The following is a 21,468-nucleotide window of genomic DNA, read 5'->3' on the forward strand; positions in this document are numbered from 1 at the left end:
TTACAATTAATAATAGTTATTCGAACATCCATTATAGAAATAAATTATTCTTATCTTTAAAATACAAATATTGAAACAAAACAAAGTTCTGATATTTTATCTATAATATAATACAGAAGTATTAATCATTTTTAATTTGATATATTCTGAATATGGCTCCGTTACGTGAATGTTACCCTACATAAAAAACTTATAAATTAGTCAAATTTCGTTACTCATTCACTTTTAGTGAACGAGCTGAGTAAAACCAGGAGCAACATATGGAATCAATAATCCACTTAATCACATTTGAAGATGACAGTACAAAAGTTCAACTTAAAGCTGTTCTTTCTTCTTTAGCTGCTAATGTGAAAACCTATTCAAATGAACAGGCTTTCTTGAAATACTATTTTTCTTCAACAAAAGGAGCACATAAAGAGTGCATCATCATTAATACAAAAAGCAGTGCAGCACCATCAATTGCACTGATTAAAGAACTCAACAAATTGAAAAACATCATCCCGGTTATTATTATTTCTGGGGATAGTTCTATTGAGAGTTGTCGTAGTGCATTTAAATCAGGTGCTTTTGAATATTTAACTCGCCCTTTAAATGTAAATGAACTTCTTAATATTGTCTCAGAATCATTCCTTCATTATGAAAGTGAAGTTGAGCAATTCCGAACATATATATCTTTAAAAGATAAGTTTGGTAAGTTATCAAATAGAGAAAAAGAAGTTATGGAAATGATCCTTGAGGGAAATACGAGCAAAGAAGCGGCAGAAAAACTTTCGCTATCACCTCGTACAGTTGAAGTACATCGCTCAAATATGTATACAAAATTGAAAATAAGATCACTACCACAATTAGTACAAGAGTATGATTTCTTTAAGAAATATGACTTAAGAATAAACTAATTTCCTCAAGTGATTTTTATTTATCAATAGGTTGTATTATCTAAAGATATAACGATATGACCTGTTTAATTTTCATTATCTTTTATTAATGAGAGAAACCTATACTTCTAAAATATTCTATTTGGGATGATTTGCACCTAATATGGGAATAATTAATACGTTAGACTCCATTCTACGATAGAAGGGGCGGCAACTTATTTTGATGCCACCCTTTCATTATGGTTCGTTTAATTTCGATTTAAAACATTCGTATATTTTATTTTCATAATCGCTATTATTAATCACTATAATGACTATTTTTTATTAACCATGCAATATAAGAATACATGAAGCATTTCATTTGATATAAATCATTTTTTACTTTTTATAAATATGAACATTCTCATTTTAAATTTCCATTTTCTTTTATTCTTATTTTACGATAGAAATTATTAATGATTAAAAAATAATACAAAATGGATCCTGGTCTCTTTTTCTTATGTTCATTTAGAGATTGTTTTTGCGATTTAACTTTCGATTTAAACGAAATTTTATTAATAAGAATATTCTAATTAACGTATTTAAATTGTCGTAAATTTAGTCGTAAAATAAGAAAGAATAATAAGTATTATCCTTTATACTCCCTTTTACTTAAGAAATTTATTCTTTTTATAGTTTAATTAATGTAATACATTATTTATCATTTCTACTCAATAACACTCCAATAAAGATAATCATTAAATGAATATAGCAAGTAAGTATAATGTACTACCATCAAATAAGTATTAACCCCTAGAAAAGTAAATATTTATTGATACTTATTTATAGTCTTGATTTGAGCATCATAAGATGGGATAAATATTCACTTTTGAAATATAAGATAAACTTATACGTTTATTCTTATTCTCACCTTGACCAAATAGCCTTATGCTATCCCCTCCTAACTCGCTTTTTTACAAAGAAAAATGAATAATCAAGATAAAAATCGCCGTCCTATAAAAGCAAGACAAACAAACTGGGCAACAAAGTCAAGTCGCTATTTACAGCAAAAAGGGGCTACGCCCAACGGTATTTCGGTGTTTAGCATTGTATTTGCATTGCTTGCTGCCCTATCACTCTTTTTTGCCCTTTCTTATTCTCATGGCTTATTACGCTCGTTCTTATTGATCCTTGGTGCTTTAATGATCCAAGGTCGCCTTATTTGTAACTTATTAGATGGCATGGTTGCGGTTGAAGGCGGAATGAAAAGCCCTGTTGGAGCGGTTTATAATGAATTACCAGACAGAATTGCAGATACACTGATCATTTTAGGTATCGGTTATGGTTTATCCAACGACTTTTCAATGGCTATTACTTTAGGTTGGGTAGGTGCTTTTTTTGCAGTAATGACTGCTTATGTTCGTGTGTTAGGTGGGAGTTGTGGATTAGAACAACACTTTACAGGCCCTATGGCTAAACAACATCGAATGGCTTTACTCACTTCAATTGCTGTAATTGCTGCTTTTATTCCTAACCTTTGGGGAGTGTGGCTCTTTTTTATCGCATTATGGATTATTATTTTAGGTTCAACGCTAACCACAATTTTCAGAACCCGTCGAATTTTACGGGATTTAGCACAAGGTGTCTGATTAATGAAAAATGGAAAACTTGCTTTAGACGCAAAAGTGGTGTCATCCGTATTAGTCTCTATCTGTCGTTTTCTAACGGGAATTCGGGCCAAACAAACGTCTCCGATAGCGAAAGATACACCTTGTATTTATTACGCTAACCACTCTAGTCATTTAGATGGTTTGGTAATTTGGTCTTGCCTTGCGCCTGATATTCGTCCTTATGTACATCCCGTTGCCGCTGAGGATTACTGGAATAAAAATCGCCTACGTCGTTATTTATCTCGCCGTATTTTTAGGGCAATCCTTATCCCTCGCCATGCTGCTAAAATGAATATTGCTGAAGAAAGTCACCTATGCGAAAAAATACTTGAACAATCAACGGACGAAACTGCATCATCAACATCGAATAAAGTAAATGCACTAGCTATCATGCAAGATATTTTAGACCAAGGTGAATCTCTAATTATTTTCCCAGAGGGCACTAGAGGCAATGGCGAATCTATTCAAGATTTTAAAGCGGGGCTTTGGCACCTTTCTCGTAAAAATCCGAATGTTCAATTAGTCCCTATTTATCTTGAAAACTTAAATCGAGTACTCCCTAAAGGCTCTCGCTTAGTTGTTCCCGTTATTTGTAGTGCAATTTTTGGCGCTCCCATAGTGCCTACTCACGAAAATGAAAGTAAACAAGAGTTTCTGATAAGAGCCAAAAGCGCGTTAGAGGAGTTACACAATGGAACGTATTAATAATGAAGTCCTCTGGATATTTATCGGACTCTTCTCTTTCTTAATTGTTGCCAGCATTATTGGCGCTATTCTTGCAGCAATTAAAGGCCCTACATCAACAATTACTAACCTTAACTCAAGGATCAATGCTTGGTGGGTAATGTGCATTATTGCGGGTGTTGCAATCGGTATTGGTGCAATTGGCTCAGTGGTACTGTTTACTATTATTTCATGGCTTGCTCTTCGTGAACTCATTACATTAACCCCAACACATCGAGGCGATCATGAAGCCTTGTTTTGGTGTTTCTTCGTGATCTTGCCTATCCAATACATTCTCGTTGGTGTGCAGTGGTATAATTTAATGGCAGTATTCATTCCTGTTTACGCCTTTTTATTAATCCCAACACGCATGGCACTTTCAGGTGATACCCGTCATTTCTTAGAGCGTATGGCAAAAGTGCAATGGAGTGTGATGATAGCCATTTATTGTCTAAGTTATGCGCCTGCACTATTAATGTTACCTATTGAAGGTTTTGAAGGCCGTAATATCAACTTACTGCTCTTTTTAATGATTGTGGTACAAGTTTCTGACGTACTCCAATATGTCTTTGGTAAATTATTTGGCAAACATCCTATCGTGCCTAAATTAAGCCCAAATAAAACAGTCGAAGGATTTTTTGGTGGCATTATTTCTGCCAGCCTGATTGGTATGATGTTGTGGTGGGCAACGCCCTTCTCATGGTGGGCAGCCTTTTTACTCTCTTTAGTCATTACATTGGCGGGGTTTGCCGGTGGTCTATGTATGTCAGCGATAAAAAGAGACAGTGGTGTAAAAGACTTTGGCACAATGATAGAAGGCCATGGTGGCATGATGGATAGAATGGATTCACTCTGTTTTGCGGCCCCTATTTTCTTTCATGTTATTCGCTATTTTTACGTTTAATTTTTACACTATTTAGTCAAAAATAAGCGAATTCAAGACAAACAAACATGCCGATATCCACATTATCGGCATTTTTATATATTCACTTTTATCCGATTACTCATACTAATTTAATATCAGATATTGATTATCAACATAATAATTAAACAATTGTTTTGATTTTAGACTAAAAGTAAATTTCATTATTTTTATAATAAAATCAAATTATTAATTAATAACATTCTTAATCAAGAGGTCTGATTTCTGTATTTTTTATTCATTATGATAGCCTAAATGGTAGCTATCTTTTACCCTAACGCCCCTTTTCATTCTGAATATCTATAATTATGATCACTTGGCTACTTCTCGCTGCTTCTTTATTATTTTTAGGTTTTAATCGCATACTTGCACTTATTACACTTGCAGTCACCGCACTTAGCGCATTTATAACAGGCATTATTACATGGCAAGCTTTGCCGATTATCTTTAGTATTCTGTTATTAACGTTTGCTTATTCCCGTTATAAAACACAACCACTGCTCCGGGCAATTATCATTCTTGCTCTTATTATCATTGCTAGTGGCTTAGCCTTTCATCTTATTCCTGGCTTTAACAATTTACGTTACCTTTCACACACCTCTATAGGAGTAAAAAGCGTCCCTTTTACGTTTTATTTCAATGCGGATAAAGCATTGATACCCTTTATTTTTCTCATTTTCATTCCCACCCTTTTTGTCTGTCCTCCATTAAAAAAAGCGAATAAATTACAATGGATAATGTTGATTATCGCTATTCCTGCATTGTTACTTATTGCCGTAAAATTAGGGGGATTAGCCATTGAGCTTCATTTACCACACTGGTTACCTGCATTTATTTTGGCAAATATCTTTTTTGTCTCTCTTGCTGAAGAAGTTTTATTTAGAGGTGTTATTCAACAAACCTTATCACGTTATCTTCCTCCTTATGTTGCACTATTAATTGCGGCCATAATTTTTGGCCTTGCGCATATTGCAGGAGGAATATTGTTAGTTGTTTTCGCTTCGTTGGCAGGGATTATTTATGGTTTGGCTTGGATGTGGAGTGGTCGGCTTTGGGTTTCAACCGCGTTTCATTTTGCACTTAATTTAACTCATCTACTCTTTTTTACTTACCCATTTAAAATAGCCTGATCTCTTTTTTACATCTTATTGAAGATTTTTTATCCTGACTTTCACCACCTTTTACTGATATCTTAACTTCATCGGTAAAAGGATGAGTGAAACGTGAAAGCAATCACACAAATGGAATATAGATATTCTTATTTGCGCCCATCATCCGATGAAATTTTTGTTAGTATGCTTTATCGCTTATCTATAAATAATCAAAACTTCATACGGTACACAGTATCAAGCCAATAATAATAACATCCATTAACACGATAAGAAGTTGTCTTACTTTGCAGTATAGACCTTAGAAAAAATAGGTAAGCTTTGCTTTGTTTGCTTTTTTTAGTTCAGCATTATCTGCTGAAATTTTGCCTCTCTTATTACCAGGACAAAAGATATGTTAGACCAAGAAATGATCCGTACTTTTATACAGGTCGCCGATTGCCAAAGTTTTACCAAAGCAGCTGATATGCTTCATAAAACATCCGCAGCCATTAGTTATCGAATTAAAACATTAGAAGAAAATATCGGCACTCAACTTTTTAATCGTACAACCAGAACCGTAACGTTAACCCCTGCTGGTGAATATTTATTAGAAAAATGCCGTCAATGGATTGTATGGTTAGAATCAATGCCGGTGGAACTTCAGCAAATGAATGCAGGTGTCGAACATCAAGTGAATATTGTCATAAATAATCTTCTTTATGATCGCACTGCGGTTGCCAGTATGCTGGCTTGCCTTCATCAACGTTTTCCTTCAACACAATTTCATATTACTCGCCAAGTTTATATGGGTGTTTGGGATGCACTTATTAACGAAGATTATCATTTTGCTATTGGCGTTACGGGGAATGAATCCCTTAAGAATAATATTAACATTTGTGCGATGGGTGAAATTCAATGGCAATTTGTTGTCGCACCTAATCATCCTTTAGCCAATATCAGTGGGGTATTAAGTGATGACCAAATGCGCATGTATTCTGCGGTTAACGTCGAAGATACGTCTCGCCATCTTTCTAAACGCACTGCATGGCGCTTATCGGGTCAGCACGAAATTCGCGTACCTGATTTACACACCAAATTAGCCTGTCATTTAAAAGGCGTCGGTATCGGATTTTTACCATTAAGTTTATGCAAACCTCTTATTGATAGTGGGCAACTAATTGCCAAGGAAGTAAGGAATCGTCGTCATAATTCACCACTTTCTTTAGCGTGGTGTGAAGATAAAAAAGGTGCGGTAGTCAGTTATTTAGTGGAATTATTTAAGCAAAATCATCCCAGCGTGCAATCGTTTTATGATCCTTTAAATTAAAAGGGCAAACCGAAGTTTGCCCTTTTGCTGCTAATTCAGTAACTATCTGAATAAATAATTATGCTTTTGCTTCTTCATTATTATTGTTGCTTTCTTTAATAAAGAGGCTTGCCACAATACCAATACAAATCAGAATAGCGGCAAAGTAGAAACCTGAGTCCATACTTCCTGTTTTATCTGATAAGAAACCCGTTAGTGTTGGCGCAAAAACAGAACCTAACATACCAATACAGTTATAAACACCAAACGATGTACCTAACGCATGACGCGGTGAGTTATCAGCAACTACAGCAACTAATACTGGGTTTGTACTGATTTTACCTACAATACCGTAAAGGATCAGTGCACCAATTAACACAGGCATTGATTCTGACATTGGTACAGCCAAAATAGCGACTAATGACAACGGTAACATGATCAGTAATACAGGTTTACGACGACCAATTTTATCTGAAACCCAGCTAAAAATAAGTGAACCAGGAATAGCAAACCATGGCATTAATGATGCAATAGTTGAAATTTGTGTCCCTGTAATTCCACGTTCAGTTTCTAAATAGTACGGTAACCAAGTAACTAGTACAAAGAAGCCATAGATTGAACAGAAGATAGTGACATACGCAAGGTTGATATTGCGATTACCAAATAAATCTTTAAATGTCAGTTTAACTTTCTGTTTTGGTGCTCCAGCTTCTGTCGCAGGTTGTGCTTTTGGTTTATCTTTAATGATCCATAACATCACCAAACCAATGATGATAATAGGGACACCAATAATATAGAACGGCGCACGCCAGCTCATTCCCATCTCACCAACAGAAATACTTGAGATGTAATAACCAATAGACAGACCAAATGCCATACCACTATTGATAATCGCACTACCTAGCGTAATACGATGTTTCGGTATCGCTTCTGAAGATAAGCCATACTGAGGGCCATAATAGAAGCCTTGGAAGATCCCCACCATGACCCATGCAAACATAAAGGTCACGTAAGTTGGCATCATCCCCGCAATAATGGTGAATCCACCAAAGAGCACAACCCCAGTTACTAATACTTTTTTCTTACCTAAATAGTCACCAATCATGCCTGATGGAATATTGAGTGCAGTATATCCGATAAAGAAAATACTCATGATAGAACCAAGTTGAGCTTTAGTAAGATCAAACTCAGCACCAATATTTACCATTAATGGGCCGACAATGGCGCGGCTACCATAAAGTGCAATCCAACCAAAGAAGAAGATAATGGTCAGTTTGACCCAATAAGGGACTTTGCCTTTCTCATTCACTTGTGCATCGTTCATAATGACGCTCCTGAAAGAATTTTTATTAAGACTTATAAATTAAAGTGCCAGACTGACCTTCAATAACTTGTTGAATATTTTGTAATGCACCAATATGTGCTTGTTGCCCAGTTGCATTAACAAAATCACTCACCGCCATAATTTTTGGTCCCATTGCGCCATCAGCGACAGCCATTGGTGCAAGTTCTTCTGGTGTTGCTTCACGAATTGCGGCTTGTTCTGGTGTACCCCAATTTTTATAAATAGCATCAGCCTCTGTTAAAATAACAAAGTGTTCTGCATTTAATTCACGAGAAATTAAAGCCGCTGTTAAATCTTTATCAATAACCGCTTCACTACCAATAAATTCATTATTTGTGTTGTTAACTGGAATACCGCCACCGCCACCACAAATAACAACATGGCCTTTATCTAATAAAAGTCTTACCGCTTCGATATCAATAATCTTTTTCGGTGTTGGTGATGGCACAACACGGCGGTAATGTTTACCATCTTGCTTAAATGTCCATTGATACTTCGCAATTAATTCTTCTTTATCAGCTTCATCATAAATAGGGCCAATAAATTTACTTGGATCGTTAAATGCTTCATCATTAATATCAACAGAAACTCGCGTCATTACCGTTGTAATAGCTTGATCTGGGTTATTTTGATTAATTTTTTGCATCATCATATAACCAATCATACCTTGGCTTTCAGCCACTAGAATATCCAACGGATATGCAGGAACATCTTGATATGCCAGGTTTTGTAGTGCAAGCAATCCAACTTGAGGCCCATTGCCGTGTACTAATACAACACGGTACTCTTTTGCTAACTTATTAATTGTCTCTGACATTAATTCAATATTTTTATATTGATTCTCAGCAGACAAAACTTCTCCGCGTTGCAATAATGCATTTCCGCCTAAAGCAATAACAATTGTTTTCATAATTATCCGTATCCGAATGTTTATATAAATTCTTTTATTAAAGAAATTTAATCAATATGCTGTTGTTGTTTTTTAGTTTGGTAACCAATCCATAATCCCAGTAATGTATCTGCACCGGAATGATGACCAATAGAGAGTATTTCCAACATATCCTTAAAAATAATCTCTTTATTCTTTATTTTTTTACCTAGTTGAATGAGATAGGTAGAAAATATTCCCTGGGTGGCATATTCCAAATAATGCTTACTGACGACGGTGGTCAATTCAGATAAAGGAGGTGTGTTATTAAAAAAATAATTAAGTTTTTTTTCTGGCTCTGCTAAATAATGTGCAAATAACATTCCCACTAGCATATCATCTGAACTTGGCGTTAATCCTGGGCCTTTCCCTGTAAAAATGGCCCAGTTAACAGCATTGCCCACTAACTGATTATGAAATAGCTTAATTAATAACTTAATTTCACTGAGTTGCGCGATTTGGCGATAATTTTTTAATGGTCCATATAACCCTGTTGCAATTGAGGGTGAGAGTAGAGAAAAAAAACTTTCTAACCAACGCAAATCTAATTCCGCTTTATCTTGTAAACGTAAATTTTCACTCTGACCTGCGAGTAGAGTGAGTTTATTTGCAAGTATTGCTTGATGATCTTTTAGACTCATCATGACCGAGGGATGGCACTGTTTAGCAAAATAATCGAAATCATCTTGTTTCAATAACCATCCCATCGGGCTTAATCCTCTCCCTTCGCGATGAAAAGTGATTAAGCGTTGTTGAGGGCAAATGAAATTCAAAGCATGGTCATAAATGCCCACACATTTAATCTCACCTTCAAAATCAGTGATATGCTGGCTGGTTTGAAGTGCTTGAATTTGCATAATGCCCCCTTTATTGCTGTGATTAATCGTTACAAAGCACGATTAAGCGTCGATGCCTAATTCTTCTGCCAATGCAACAATCGCTTTTTCAAAGCAACCTAAAGGTGCGCGTACAGTACCTGCACCAATCTGGCCAACACCCGGCTCTTTATGTGCAATACCCGTGTTAATCAGCGGGGTAATGCCCGTTTCAACAACGCGACGAGCATCTAATCCTAAACATGCACCTTGGAAATCCCAAGTTGGAATTTGCAACATCATGTTACGAGCAAGGTAGATCTCAGCCATTTCTTCAGTCACTTCACGTGCTGCATCCATACCACCTGATGCACCAACAAAGCGTGTTACACCCGGAGCTGCAACCATTGCTGCGCCACCAATACCGAAAGTTTCAGTAATCGCACTGTCACCGATATCTGGATTTGCATCTGCTTGACTAAAACCAGAGAAGAACAGACCTTGTGGTGTATTTACTGGGGCAGTAAACCATTGGTCGCCCATTCCACTGATTTTGATACCAAAATTGCTACCATTACGGGTCATAACGGTAACGATAGTGCCTTGTTTGATTTGAGCACCTGCATCCATCGCAGCTTTACAGTAAGCCATTGCTAAGTTCAGGAAGAACTGATCTGTAATGCTCAGGAATTTAGTCACTTTTGTGATTTCAGCATCTTCAAAATCTAATGTACTTAATACTGGAGCTAATTGACGCAGTAACAGGGCTGAAGCTGCGATATTACGTTGGTGGAATTCATCACCCATAGTAATTGCCTGCCCCATAATTGCAGTCAGATCGATACCATCTTCAAACGTTGCTATTGCGGCTTTTAATACTGGCGCTAAGCTATTTTGCATCCAATGTAGACGCTCTTGCACATCTGGGCCGTAAGCACCAAAACGCATCACTTTGCCGATGCCTTCGTTCATGTTGCAGTAAGCGTAGTTACCATGAATGTGGTTTTTGATAACTAGCATTGGCATATGAGCAGAAGTAATACCGCCCATTGGGCCTACTGCATTTACGTTGTGGCAAGGAATAAACTCAATTTCACCCGCTTCTAACATCGCTAATGCTTGTTCTTCAGTTTCTGCCCAGCCTTCAAATAAAGAAGCACCGATACATGCACCGCGAACAGGACCACTCATTTCACCCCAAGTTACAGGAGGGCCTGCATGAAGTAATTTTTTGCCTGTTTCTAAAGCCGGTACAACTTCTTTTGCTAAGTTAACATCACACCAGTGAGGACGGGCTTCACGGATACGTTCGATAACTGCTTCATTCGCTTGTTCGATAGTTGAATACATATCTGCAATTCCTTATTTCAATTTCTTTAATATTTCAGCCAGTTTTTTATTACCACCTGCGACAGGTGCCCACTGATAATGCACAACAGGAGTCCCACTTGATTGCAGATCATCTGCAAAACTACGTAGACCAGCGTTGATCACGGAGATCCCGTTAAGCAGTGGTGACACTTCAGCATGTGCTTCTGCTGGATGTGGCTGGATTAATTCTTTTGCTAATAAAACCGCTTCTGGCAACGTATCCATGACAATAATGCCCGCTTCTTTTAGCTGTTTTTGCTGTTCGCTACGGTTTTGCGGATCGTCTTCAGTACCAGTAATGGTTGCGATGGTAATTAATGGATTGGCTTCGCCACGTTTTTCATTCAGTTTTTTGATTTCTTGAATTAACGCACCGGCAGGATCTTGAGTTGCACCATAACCAATAACAAAATCAACCAGTAACACGCCAGCTTCTGTTTTATTGCTTAGCTCACTGATAAATTTGTTACGTGTAGATGGGTCAATCATTGGGTGTGGTTTACCCTGTGTATAAAAATCATCACCCATATCGATGATTTTGTGACCATCAGCATCTAGCATTGTGCCTTGTTTATGCTCGTTATCGACTTCAACATTAAGTTTTTCAGATAACAACATGGCGCATTCAGCCGCTAGCGTACCACCGGCATAAAGACCAATGATTTTCTTACCTGTAACTTTTGGTAATTCCGCTGCGATATCTTCAACACGCGCTAGTTCAGCCGCAATGCGCGCCGTTTCATCTAACGTGCGAGTAAAATAGATATTGTCGTCTTGGAATTTCTCAGGTGTTGTTCCTAAGAATTGCGCCACAATCGGTTTATTATGGCGTTTCATTTCGGCAATAATTTTTTGGCGAACCGCTGGCGCTGGTGGCTTAGAAACAAAAGCAATAACACGCGTATTAGGATCTGCCGCTAGCATATTGATAGCAGTGATTGCACTGATACCACCAATTTGCTCTGTTAAATCACGACCACCTAGGCCAATTGAATGAGAAATACCTTGGCGTTGTAAAACGATTTGAGAGGTAATTTCTTGAATACCCGTACCTGATGCGCCAACAATACCAATAGAGCCTTTAGGTGCAATGTTAGCGAAAGCAAGAGGTGCACCTGCAATATTTGCAGTACCACAGTCAGGCCCCATCACAATCAGACCTTTTGCTGCTGCTTTTTCTTTTAGTGCTTTTTCATCTGCAATAGAGACGTTGTCAGAGAACAGCATGACGTTACAACCATCTTCTAAGCCCGTGTCAGCCAATTCCGCGGCATATTCACCAGCAATAGAGATAAGTAACATATTGGCATTAGTGCTTTTTTGTTTAGCGGTACGCCAGCTACGTACTGTCGTTAATTTGTTACCGCCTTTCTGGCCACTTGCAATTTCAGCTAATGCTTCTTCTAAAGCAGTAGAAATCATATCGATAATGGCAGGATCGTCTGATTCTGCTTTAATCGAAACACAAATGTCATTCGGCGTTGCTTCGTTAAACATGTCATGCCAAAAGCCGGTGACATCAAGAAGAGATTTATTCGCTGGTGTTCCCATCATGACGGAAATTTCTTCCACCTCTGGGGCTTCACTTAATTTTCGGGAAATAATCATCAGGCTAACTGAATCCTGAAAGCTCCCTTTTTTAATAAAAGCATGGATCATTATGATATCCTTAACGCATTTAATATATGTAACAGCACATATCTATTTGCATTTCGTTTTTTTGATAATAAGAAGCCTATTTGCTTAAACTGTTAAGCAATATAAATAAATGTCTGATTTATTAATTTTGAATCTCTGCGTATAAACATACTGAAGAAATATCGAAATGTAGAGTGATTGAAGTCACACTTATTTATTGTAAAAAATTTTTATTTAATCGGATGATATTTATTAAATAAATTATGATGAGGAAAGTTTATTAATTCAGAGATAAAACCAAAAATAGAAAGGTAAAATTTAACGGATAATAAACAAAACAATAGTGATAAAAATCATATAAAACAATAGGAAATAAAAGTAAAGCAACATTTCGATAACATACAACATTAAATCATTATTATCAACGATTAAAAATAAACTCTCTTTTAACTCTATTTTTAGAATTTAACGCCTAACTTAAATTATATTTATTATTATATAAAAACAGGAAAGGCCTCATATTTAATAAGGCCTTTTCTATAAAATAAAAATAAAATATGACTTAATTTATTGCTTAATAGCTTCAACTTGAATTTTTAATGTCATATTATCCGCCATCCCTTCTTTGACCAAAAAATCCACCCCCCAATCTGAACGTTTAATGGTTGTTTTAAAATCACCACCACAGACTGGCGCATTAAACACAGGGCTTTCATAACAATTAAACTTGGTTGTTGTTAATTTAACTGGCAATGTTTTTCCTTTCATCGTTAATAGCCCTTCAATGGATGTGGGTTTATTATCAGAGAAATACCATTTTGTTGAAGAAAACTGAATTGTTGGGTATTTATCTGCATCTAAGATATCTGCACTTTTCACATGATTATCAAATGCCGTTAATCCCGTATTTAGTGTTTTAACTGGAATAGAAACGTTTATTTTTCCTATATTCTTTTCTGGTGAGTATGTTAAATCACCTTCAATTTCATAGAAACCACCACTGTTAGTTGAAGTCCCAAAATGATCAATATAAAACATTGCCTTAGTATGCGTTGGTTCAAGCTTATATTCATTAGCTTGTACTGCTGGCACAAGTAATAATGAAGATAATACGGTAGATAAAATAAATTTCATTATAATTTCCTAATCTATTTTTTATAAAATAATGCCCATAAAGAAAATACTTTATAGGCATTTTTAAACACAGATAATATAAAGTACAAAGAGAGTTGAGAATTAATTAACGCTGAGAATCTAATATCTCGTTATTTTTTAATACATCTTGAGCTTTGCTATAGCTTTCAATTAATAATTGATAAGCTGGGAAAATTTGGGTGTATGCTTGCGCCCATTGTGCTGCATCATCACGATTCCATGTCTTCTGAATTTCAGAAGCAACTGCCGCGGTATCCATTGGTACAACCCCTGCTTGAACGATACGAGCTAAGGTAATTTCTTCAGCCATTTTACTGTAAGTACCTGATGCATCAATCACTGCAAAGACTTGATAACCTTCAGCAACGGCACTAATTGCAGAGAATGCCATACAAACACTCGTAATAGTACCAGCAATAATTAATTGCTTTTTGCCTGTTGCTTTAACGGCTTCAACAAACTCTGGATTATCCCAAGCATTAATTTCACCTTTACGTGCAATATATTTTGCATGCGGTGCATTTTGGTGAATTTCAGGAATTAATGGGCCATTAGGGCCTTGTGGTACAGAAGCTGTTGTAATAACAGGTATGTTAGCTAATGTTGCTATTTTTGCTAATACTGAAGCACGCGCTCGTAATTCAGTCATTGGCATATCACCAACAGTTTGGAATAAACCACTTTGGTGATCAATTAATAACATAACAGCATCTTCTGGATTAATTACAGGGCGCTGACCATTAAAATTTGCGGGAGTGCTCATTTATTTATTCCTTTTAATTAATAAATATTGATTATTAACTAAGTTAAGGAGAAATATTAAAAAATGATATCTTTATATCGTTTCCCCTCGTTGTAATAAACAATAGTCAATTAATTAAAATATCGGTAGAGTCAATTATGATAAACACTATTCCAAAAATAGAACACTGAAACATATTATTATTGTTCTATATTCAGAATAATGAAATCTATTTTTAATACTACTTAAATATATTAATCACTTTAAAATACACCTATAGAAATTTTATAGGAACATTATGATGAAAAAGATTATTGGTATTTATAAAGCACCTCGTCAACATTGGGTTGGTGATGGCTTTCATGTTCGTTCACTCTTTAGTTATAGCAACCATGGTAAATATTTAAATCCATTTTTACTATTAGACCGAGCTGGGCCTACTGATTTTCCTGCATCTCAAGGCCATAACCGAGGGGTAGGTGAACATCCTCACCGTGGATTTGAAACAGTGACCATCGTTTACAAAGGTGAGGTTGCACATCATGATTCAACGGGTGAAGGCGGTGTTATTGGTCCCGGAGATGTCCAATGGATGACTGCGGCATCGGGTATTTTGCATCAAGAATACCATTCTGATGCTTTTACCAAAGAAGGTGGTGTATTAGATATGGTGCAATTATGGGTTAATCTCCCATCAGATGCCAAATCAGCACCTGCTGCTTATCAATTACTGAAAGAAAGTGCGATCCCTGTATTGCCTTTATCTGATAATGCAGGGCTGCTTCGCGTTATTGCAGGGGATTATCACGATACGAAAGGCGCAGCAAAAACCTTTTCGCCTGTTGATGTATGGGATATTCAATTAAAGAGTGCAAAATCGACCACATTACTAACGAAAAAAGATCGTTATGTTGGTTTAGTGGTTTTACATGGCAGTGTTTATCTTGATAATCAAACCCAATTACAAACTGGAGATTTGGTTATTTTAGATAATGAAGGAGGCTCTGTTAATCTTGAAGCCATTGAAGATGCCGTTATCTTATATCTCAGTGGTGAGCCTATTAATGAACCTATTGTAGGTTATGGCCCTTTTGTAATGAATAGCGAAGCTCAAATCAGACAAGCCATTGATGATTTTAACCAAGGTAAATTTGGTCGTATATCTAACGAATAACGTTTTTATTTTATACAAAAACAATGAAATCAAACGGCTCCCTATTCTATTCGGAGCCGTTTTTATATCAATCTTACTCTTTCATTGGTGACATATTATCAGCAAGGTATTCCAACAAGACTTGGATTGCAGGTAATAGCCCTTTTCTTGATGGATAAACAGCATGAACCACATCTTTAGGAAAACGCCAAGATGGCAATACCTCAATTAACTTGCCATCCTGTAACTCTTTTTCAACCACACTTAAGGGTAATCTTGTTATTCCCAATCCCTTTAATGTTGCTTTATAAAGAGTCAAAACATCGGTTGTGGCTAATTTAGGCATAACATGTTGTGTAGAAACCGCACCATCTTCATGAGTGAGTGTGAGTGTATAATGCTGGGAATGTTCGCTATTTGCCAAAATGGGATAATCTGTAAGTTGTTCGGGGGAATTGGGGATCTCTCTCCCTTGAAATAACAATGGGCTAGCAACTAACACTCGCCGAGAATAACCTAGAATTTTCATTGTTAAACCTGAATCATCTAGTGGCAATGCTCTGACTCGTAATGCAAGATCAAGGCCTTCACTAATCACATCAACTGGGCGATTAATGGCTAATATCTGAATATTAATATCCGGATATTTTTCCATAAAATCGACCAAAATATCTTGAATATATATTTGTAATAATGCGACAGGACAAGAGAGTTTAATTGTGCCATGAGGATGCCCTTGTGCTGAACAAATAACCTCTTCCGCAATCTCAGCTTCAGCAACCACATTTTTACATTGTTGATAAAAAGTTTGCCCAATTTTGGTGACATGAAATTGTCGCGTAGAACGATAAATTAAAGAAACATTGAGCTTTTGTTCTAAATCAGCAATACGGCGACTCAGCTTAGATTTAGGTATTCCTAATGTTTCAGCCGCTTGAGAGAAACCACCAAACTCAACGACTTTCACAAAATAGTAGAGGTCATTTAAATCATACTTCATTGTGTATCACCCATTAGGTTATTTAACATATTAAGCTGAATTGTTTCAGTTATTGATGTTATGGAGAAAATAATTGTAATTACTATTTTCCATTATTCAACTTTTGTTAATAACATTATAATCACATGGGGTAATAAAATAAAGACGACCTAAAATAATATCATAATTCAAAAAAAACCAATTAAATTAATATTACAAATGTGACATTGAATTAATTCACTTACCATAATTGAATTTTATTACCACCTATCACTGAAATTTGTTTTTATTATTAAATTTTGATTGATTTAGTAAAATTTATTATAAAACATAAAGATAGATAATTACTTTGCATATTAATAACATCAAGTTACATAAAAAAACTTATTTTAAAAACAAGTTAATAAATAATTTTATTTTTATGACATTAATCAATGAATATTTAATAATATGTTAATAAGATCATCCTTAATAAAAATACTTATTAGCTTTATTTTACTTCCGATTATTTATTTAACCTGCAACCTAATGGAATAACCTGATGAACAAATTAACTCCATTACGACCCATACCTACCTTAATCGCTATTTCTATTACCCTTATTATCTGGTTTTTTATTCCCGTTCCAGAAGGCGTTGATCCCAATGCTTGGCATTTATTAGCCCTTTTTGTTGGTACTATCGCTGCTATTATTGGTAAAGCACTTCCTATCGGTGCTGTTTCTATTATTGCTATCGCATTAGTGGCTGTTACAGGTGTCACTAACCCTAATTCAACTAAAGCTGCTATCGGTGATGCATTAAGTGGTTTTTCCAATGATCTTATCTGGTTAATTGGTATTTCCATTATGGTCTCTATGAGCCTAAATAAAACTGGGCTTGGTGCCAGAATTGGTTATTATTTTATTTCGTTATTTGGTAAAAAAACGATTGGAATAGCCTATTCATTAGCCATTGCCGAAACAATATTAGCGCCAGTAACGCCCAGTAATACCGCACGGGGTGGCGGTATTATTCACCCAATTATGCGTTCAATTTCAGACAGTTTTAACTCTAAAGCAGAAGATGGCACAAGTGGAAAAATAGGTCGTTACCTCTCTTTAGTGAACTACAATATAAATCCAATTACTTCTGCCATGTTTATTACGGCAACAGCTCCTAACCCACTTATTGTGAGTTTAATTATCAGTGAAACTGACCCTACACATGAACTTAGTTGGTCTATGTGGGCAATTGCTGCGTTTGTGCCCGCTATCGTTTCATTAATATTAATGCCAATTGTTATCTACCTTCTTTATAAACCTGAAATAACCAGCACCCCGAATGCTCCACATTTTGCTAAAGAGCGTTTAGCACAATTAGGCCCTATTTCGTTACCTGAAAAAATAACCCTTGCAGTCTTCGCCTTATTATTAATTATGTGGGCGGGTGTACCTGCATTGTTATTTGGTGATGGATTTAGTGTTAATGCCACAACAGCCGCATTTATTGGCTTATCGATTTTATTATGTACAGGTGTTTTAAATTGGGATGATATTTTAAAAAACAAAGGTGCATGGGATACCGTTGTTTGGTTCTCTGCCTTAGTAATGATGGCATCCTTCTTAGGAAAATTAGGATTGATTAAATGGTTGTCACTCAGCGTAGGGGCAAGTATTGATAGTATGGGAATAAGTTGGGTCAGTGGCATGATATTACTGGTACTAATTTATGTTTATTCTCACTACTTTTTTGCCAGTACCACCGCGCATATTACCGCAATGTTTGCCGCTTTCTATGCCGCAGGCTTAGCCCTTGGCGCACCACCAATGTTATTAGGGCTTATTTTGGCGTTCTCATCTTCATTAATGATGTCATTAACACATTACGGCACTGGTACTGCGCCAATTATTTTTGGTTCAGGTTACGCCACATTGGGCGAATGGTGGAAAGCTGGCTTTGTGATGAGTGTAGTTAACCTTATTGTTTGGATAACGTTGGGTAGTGTATGGTGGAAAGTATTAGGATATTGGTAAGATTTAAAAAAAATAGCCTTAAATAAAACAAATATAAGATGCCTAGTTTATTGTTAGGCATCTTATAAAGTTAACGCCAGATATCGTTACTTGCGATAATTGACTCTGATTGATAATGACTTTTTTTATTCTCTATTTTATCTTTCTCAACGGTATGTTGAACGCCATCAAAAAAATAATTTAAATCAACATCAAAAAGATAGGATAAAATATAAATACTTTCTGCATGGATGTTTGACTCACCATTTTCAAAACGAGATTGATGTTGCTGGCTTATTCCCAATAAAGCACCAAACTCACTGCCACTCATACTGTGTGTTATTCTTAACTCTCTAATTTTAGCGCCAACTAATCTTGATATTTCTTTATTCATAACATCTCCAAAAATAAAATTGATAATATCAAAAATACACTCATTAATTATTCATACAAAATATTTACTGTAGCAATTGAGTTTGCACTTCCTGGTGTTATAGTGCTTCCTGTTTTTATATAGCGCGCTTTCCAACCAAAAATATAATCGCCAGATGCAACCTGATTTTGTAAACTATTTTTAGTATTTAATTTAATAGGATTATTATTTTTATCTAATAACTGAATTCCAATTCCTGTTGCTGGATTTGTACCCGATAATTTTAATTTACCTGTATTTACATCAATATATCCAGCACTACTCGTTACAGTAGCTTTAATATTGGTTCCGGCAGCACAACTTAACGTAATAGGAATACTTATGTCTTTACTTACATCACCAATATTTTTAAATTGCGTATCATACCAAGTGCCCATATTAACATTATAACTCGATGATTTAGTTGTACATTTTAAAGAGTTTATTCTTATTGAATTTAACGGTAGAAATAACGATGTTAAATTCCAAGTAGTATTTCGAGGTGCAGTATTATTCTGCACAGCTTTAGCAACCTCTCCTAATTTTAAGCTTCCTGACTGTGTTACTTGGCCTGTTTTTATTATTTGCACTCTCCAATAAGGATTGGGCATATGAAATGTTTTACCAACTTCATTAGAATTACTAACCCAGTTAAAATTAATAGCACCTATATTATTAAAATAAACTTTCATTCCAATTCCAGGAATATTTGTCTGTACAATTTTATTTACATTAGGTACCCATCCATTGGTATAGCTTGCAAAAATTGATGCATTACCACATTGTCCATCGTTACCAGAATATGTATTTATGGGTCCATTTTTATAATTGATCTTTATTTCTTCTAATACACGTGTCCCCATATCATCATATTGAATTGAATAAACTTTATTCGGTATATCCACTCTAATATTTCTTAGATTTGGATTTTGAATACAAGCGGAAAAAGTGTATGTTGAATAAAATAAGACTCCACTTAATAAAAGAATAGTTTTAGTGTTTACATGGCGCATTTTTATCTCCTAACTTATCTATTATTTTAGTTTTCATCTCTTTTTGTTCTTCTTCATCTAAAATAAAAAATTGACTTAAACAAATATCAAAAGCACGAGCATATTGATAAAGTCTATCCAAACTAACTCTATTAATACCTCGTTCATATCTTGATTGCTGTTGTTGACTGATACCAATTATTTCTGCCAGCTCACTTAAAGTGTACCCATTCATAACTCTATAATAAGCTATTTTTTTTCCAATCATTTTTGAGGCAGGATAAATATGACTCATTTTTATTTCCTTCATTATTCGTTAATTATAAAGAAGCGTAAATTCAAGATGACTTTTAAATGAACCCACAGTGATATTACTTCCATAACCTATAATTCTTGCCGATAAAGGAAATTCAGCATTGTGTGTCTGCTGATTAACGTTCACTATTAATTTTTCATTATTTTTTATAATACTTTTATTTAATTGTGTCGCGATATTTAATGCCGTACTTTTTGCTGTGCCACTATTAATAAAATATTCTGGATAATTAGGATCAACAATCCCTTTTAAGGTCATTGTGATTTTATTCGTTGTTATTGGGCAATTTTTAAACTTTATAGAGAAATTAACCCAATCTGATTTTTGATTGTTTTTAATATTTCTAATATTTATTTTGTTAAGATCAATCAAATAATTTTTTGTTTCTAATTCACAAGGTGATGCAATCACAGATCCATAAACATTAATATTAACAACACTTCCTACTGCAAAAGGAGAAAATAAAAAAATAAGGATAAGAGTATGATTTTATACATAATATTCTGCCTCTACCTATAGACTATGGTTGCTGTGATCTTTGCAGATACCGTACCTGGTGTGGCATTTCCAAGCTTACTAAATGCCCGTGTTCTTAAAGGAATATTCACTGATGACTGACCATTAACCGCGATATACAGTGATTTTTGATTGCCTAATGGTATTAATCCATTACTATTTTCATTCTGCAATTGCACAGCAATATTCTTTGCAGTTCCTTCATTTTTATATAAATTATCGACATCAGCATGATCTGGTGTACCGGTAAATGTTAGCTTTACTTGATTTATTGTGGGTGAACAATCAATTAATTTAATCGTGAAATTATTCCACACCGAACTCGAATTTGTTGTCTTAAATAAATTTGCAGGCATCTCTTTTAAATCAATATTAATATTACTTCCTCCAGAAATATTACAAGTTGCTGCTTTAATATTTCCAGAAAAATTAACCGTAACCGTATTCCCAGCGAGTAAAGGAAAACTTATTATTACACTGGTTATTAAAACAAAAAATCTTATTAATATAGTCATTTCACTTTCCTACGCGTAGCAAATATCGACAG

21 protein-coding genes are annotated in these 21,468 nt (G+C 35.3%); 8 read left to right on the forward strand and 13 right to left on the reverse strand.

Annotated features, from left to right (window positions below; all coding sequences use genetic code 11):
* Positions 1-260 precede the first annotated feature (260 nt).
* The 6 genes from LG402_RS16555 to allS all read left to right on the forward strand — a co-directional run bounded on the left by LG402_RS16555 (position 261) and on the right by allS (position 6,587).
* Entirely contained in the window at positions 261-896 is a 636-nt protein-coding gene (locus tag LG402_RS16555) for a response regulator transcription factor (RefSeq protein WP_109409787.1), read from the forward strand.
* A 944-nt stretch (positions 897-1,840) separates the two neighbouring features.
* On the forward strand, positions 1,841-2,503 hold the full coding sequence (locus LG402_RS16560) for a CDP-alcohol phosphatidyltransferase family protein (protein ID WP_227335974.1): 663 nt from the start codon (positions 1,841-1,843) through the stop codon (positions 2,501-2,503).
* Positions 2,504-2,506: 3 nt separating this feature from the next.
* Entirely contained in the window at positions 2,507-3,229 is a 723-nt protein-coding gene (locus tag LG402_RS16565) for a lysophospholipid acyltransferase family protein (protein ID WP_227335975.1), read from the forward strand.
* Positions 3,216-4,151 (forward strand): phosphatidate cytidylyltransferase, encoded by a 936-nt coding sequence (locus LG402_RS16570; RefSeq protein ID WP_166539777.1) that lies wholly within the window; start codon positions 3,216-3,218, stop codon positions 4,149-4,151. Before LG402_RS16565 ends, LG402_RS16570 begins: the two co-directional genes overlap by 14 nt.
* A 326-nt stretch (positions 4,152-4,477) precedes the next feature.
* Positions 4,478-5,299: a CPBP family intramembrane glutamic endopeptidase gene (locus tag LG402_RS16575; RefSeq protein WP_227335976.1), complete on the forward strand. Its 822-nt coding sequence runs from the start codon at positions 4,478-4,480 to the stop codon at positions 5,297-5,299.
* Positions 5,300-5,672: 373 nt separating this feature from the next.
* The gene (allS, locus tag LG402_RS16580) at positions 5,673-6,587 is read left to right on the forward strand and encodes an HTH-type transcriptional activator AllS (protein WP_109409782.1); all 915 of its coding nucleotides are present in this window, start codon (positions 5,673-5,675) and stop codon (positions 6,585-6,587) included.
* A 58-nt stretch (positions 6,588-6,645) separates the two neighbouring features.
* Here the strand turns inward: allS and LG402_RS16585 are convergent, their stop codons facing one another.
* The 7 genes from LG402_RS16585 to LG402_RS16615 form a co-directional block, all read right to left on the reverse strand.
* Entirely contained in the window at positions 6,646-7,890 is a 1,245-nt protein-coding gene (locus LG402_RS16585; protein ID WP_109409781.1) for an MFS transporter, read from the reverse strand.
* A 25-nt stretch (positions 7,891-7,915) separates the two neighbouring features.
* Positions 7,916-8,821, reverse strand: coding sequence for a carbamate kinase (locus tag LG402_RS16590; protein ID WP_109409780.1), 906 nt, complete (start codon positions 8,819-8,821; stop codon positions 7,916-7,918).
* Between the two features lie 47 nt (positions 8,822-8,868).
* Positions 8,869-9,696 carry a DUF2877 domain-containing protein gene (locus LG402_RS16595; protein WP_109409779.1) on the reverse strand — a complete coding sequence of 276 codons (828 nt, stop codon included), beginning with the start codon at positions 9,694-9,696 and terminating at the stop codon, positions 8,869-8,871.
* A gap of 42 nt (positions 9,697-9,738) precedes the next feature.
* A complete protein-coding gene (locus LG402_RS16600) occupies positions 9,739-11,004 on the reverse strand; it encodes a DUF1116 domain-containing protein (RefSeq protein ID WP_166539775.1) in 1,266 nt (421 codons plus the stop codon).
* Positions 11,005-11,016: 12 nt separating this feature from the next.
* Positions 11,017-12,684 carry an acyl-CoA synthetase FdrA gene (locus LG402_RS16605; protein ID WP_072070148.1) on the reverse strand — a complete coding sequence of 556 codons (1,668 nt, stop codon included), beginning with the start codon at positions 12,682-12,684 and terminating at the stop codon, positions 11,017-11,019.
* A gap of 546 nt (positions 12,685-13,230) precedes the next feature.
* Entirely contained in the window at positions 13,231-13,797 is a 567-nt protein-coding gene (locus LG402_RS16610; protein ID WP_166539774.1) for a YceI family protein, read from the reverse strand.
* Between the two features lie 106 nt (positions 13,798-13,903).
* On the reverse strand, positions 13,904-14,581 hold the full coding sequence (locus LG402_RS16615) for a hydrolase (protein ID WP_166539773.1): 678 nt from the start codon (positions 14,579-14,581) through the stop codon (positions 13,904-13,906).
* 280 nt (positions 14,582-14,861) lie between these two features.
* On the opposite strand from LG402_RS16615, the gene LG402_RS16620 reads away from it, so the two are divergent.
* A complete protein-coding gene (locus LG402_RS16620) occupies positions 14,862-15,734 on the forward strand; it encodes a pirin family protein (protein WP_227335977.1) in 873 nt (290 codons plus the stop codon).
* A 73-nt stretch (positions 15,735-15,807) separates the two neighbouring features.
* Here LG402_RS16620 and LG402_RS16625 read toward each other — a convergent pair whose 3' ends face one another.
* Positions 15,808-16,713 (reverse strand): LysR substrate-binding domain-containing protein, encoded by a 906-nt coding sequence (locus tag LG402_RS16625; RefSeq protein ID WP_166539771.1) that lies wholly within the window; start codon positions 16,711-16,713, stop codon positions 15,808-15,810.
* 520 nt (positions 16,714-17,233) lie between these two features.
* Here LG402_RS16625 and LG402_RS16630 point away from each other — a divergent pair.
* Positions 17,234-18,706 (forward strand): anion permease, encoded by a 1,473-nt coding sequence (locus LG402_RS16630; RefSeq protein WP_166539770.1) that lies wholly within the window; start codon positions 17,234-17,236, stop codon positions 18,704-18,706.
* Between the two features lie 70 nt (positions 18,707-18,776).
* Here LG402_RS16630 and LG402_RS16635 read toward each other — a convergent pair whose 3' ends face one another.
* From LG402_RS16635 to LG402_RS16655, 5 genes are read right to left on the reverse strand one after another with little or no spacing between them, the layout of a single operon-like run.
* Positions 18,777-19,079: a helix-turn-helix domain-containing protein gene (locus tag LG402_RS16635; protein WP_109409774.1), complete on the reverse strand. Its 303-nt coding sequence runs from the start codon at positions 19,077-19,079 to the stop codon at positions 18,777-18,779.
* Between the two features lie 47 nt (positions 19,080-19,126).
* Positions 19,127-20,110: a fimbrial protein gene (locus LG402_RS16640; RefSeq protein WP_227335978.1), complete on the reverse strand. Its 984-nt coding sequence runs from the start codon at positions 20,108-20,110 to the stop codon at positions 19,127-19,129.
* Complete coding sequence (locus LG402_RS16645; RefSeq protein WP_109395422.1) at positions 20,091-20,384, reverse strand: helix-turn-helix domain-containing protein; 294 nt, start codon at positions 20,382-20,384, stop codon at positions 20,091-20,093. Before LG402_RS16645 ends, LG402_RS16640 begins: the two co-directional genes overlap by 20 nt.
* Positions 20,385-20,405: 21 nt before the next feature.
* The gene (locus tag LG402_RS16650; RefSeq protein WP_413685692.1) at positions 20,406-20,882 is read right to left on the reverse strand and encodes a fimbrial protein; all 477 of its coding nucleotides are present in this window, start codon (positions 20,880-20,882) and stop codon (positions 20,406-20,408) included.
* A gap of 32 nt (positions 20,883-20,914) precedes the next feature.
* Positions 20,915-21,436 (reverse strand): fimbrial protein, encoded by a 522-nt coding sequence (locus LG402_RS16655; RefSeq protein ID WP_227335980.1) that lies wholly within the window; start codon positions 21,434-21,436, stop codon positions 20,915-20,917.
* Positions 21,437-21,468 lie beyond the last annotated feature (32 nt).

Origin of the sequence: Proteus sp. NMG38-2, assembly GCF_020640995.1 — a bacterium.
Classification (GTDB): Bacteria; Pseudomonadota; Gammaproteobacteria; order Enterobacterales; family Enterobacteriaceae; genus Proteus.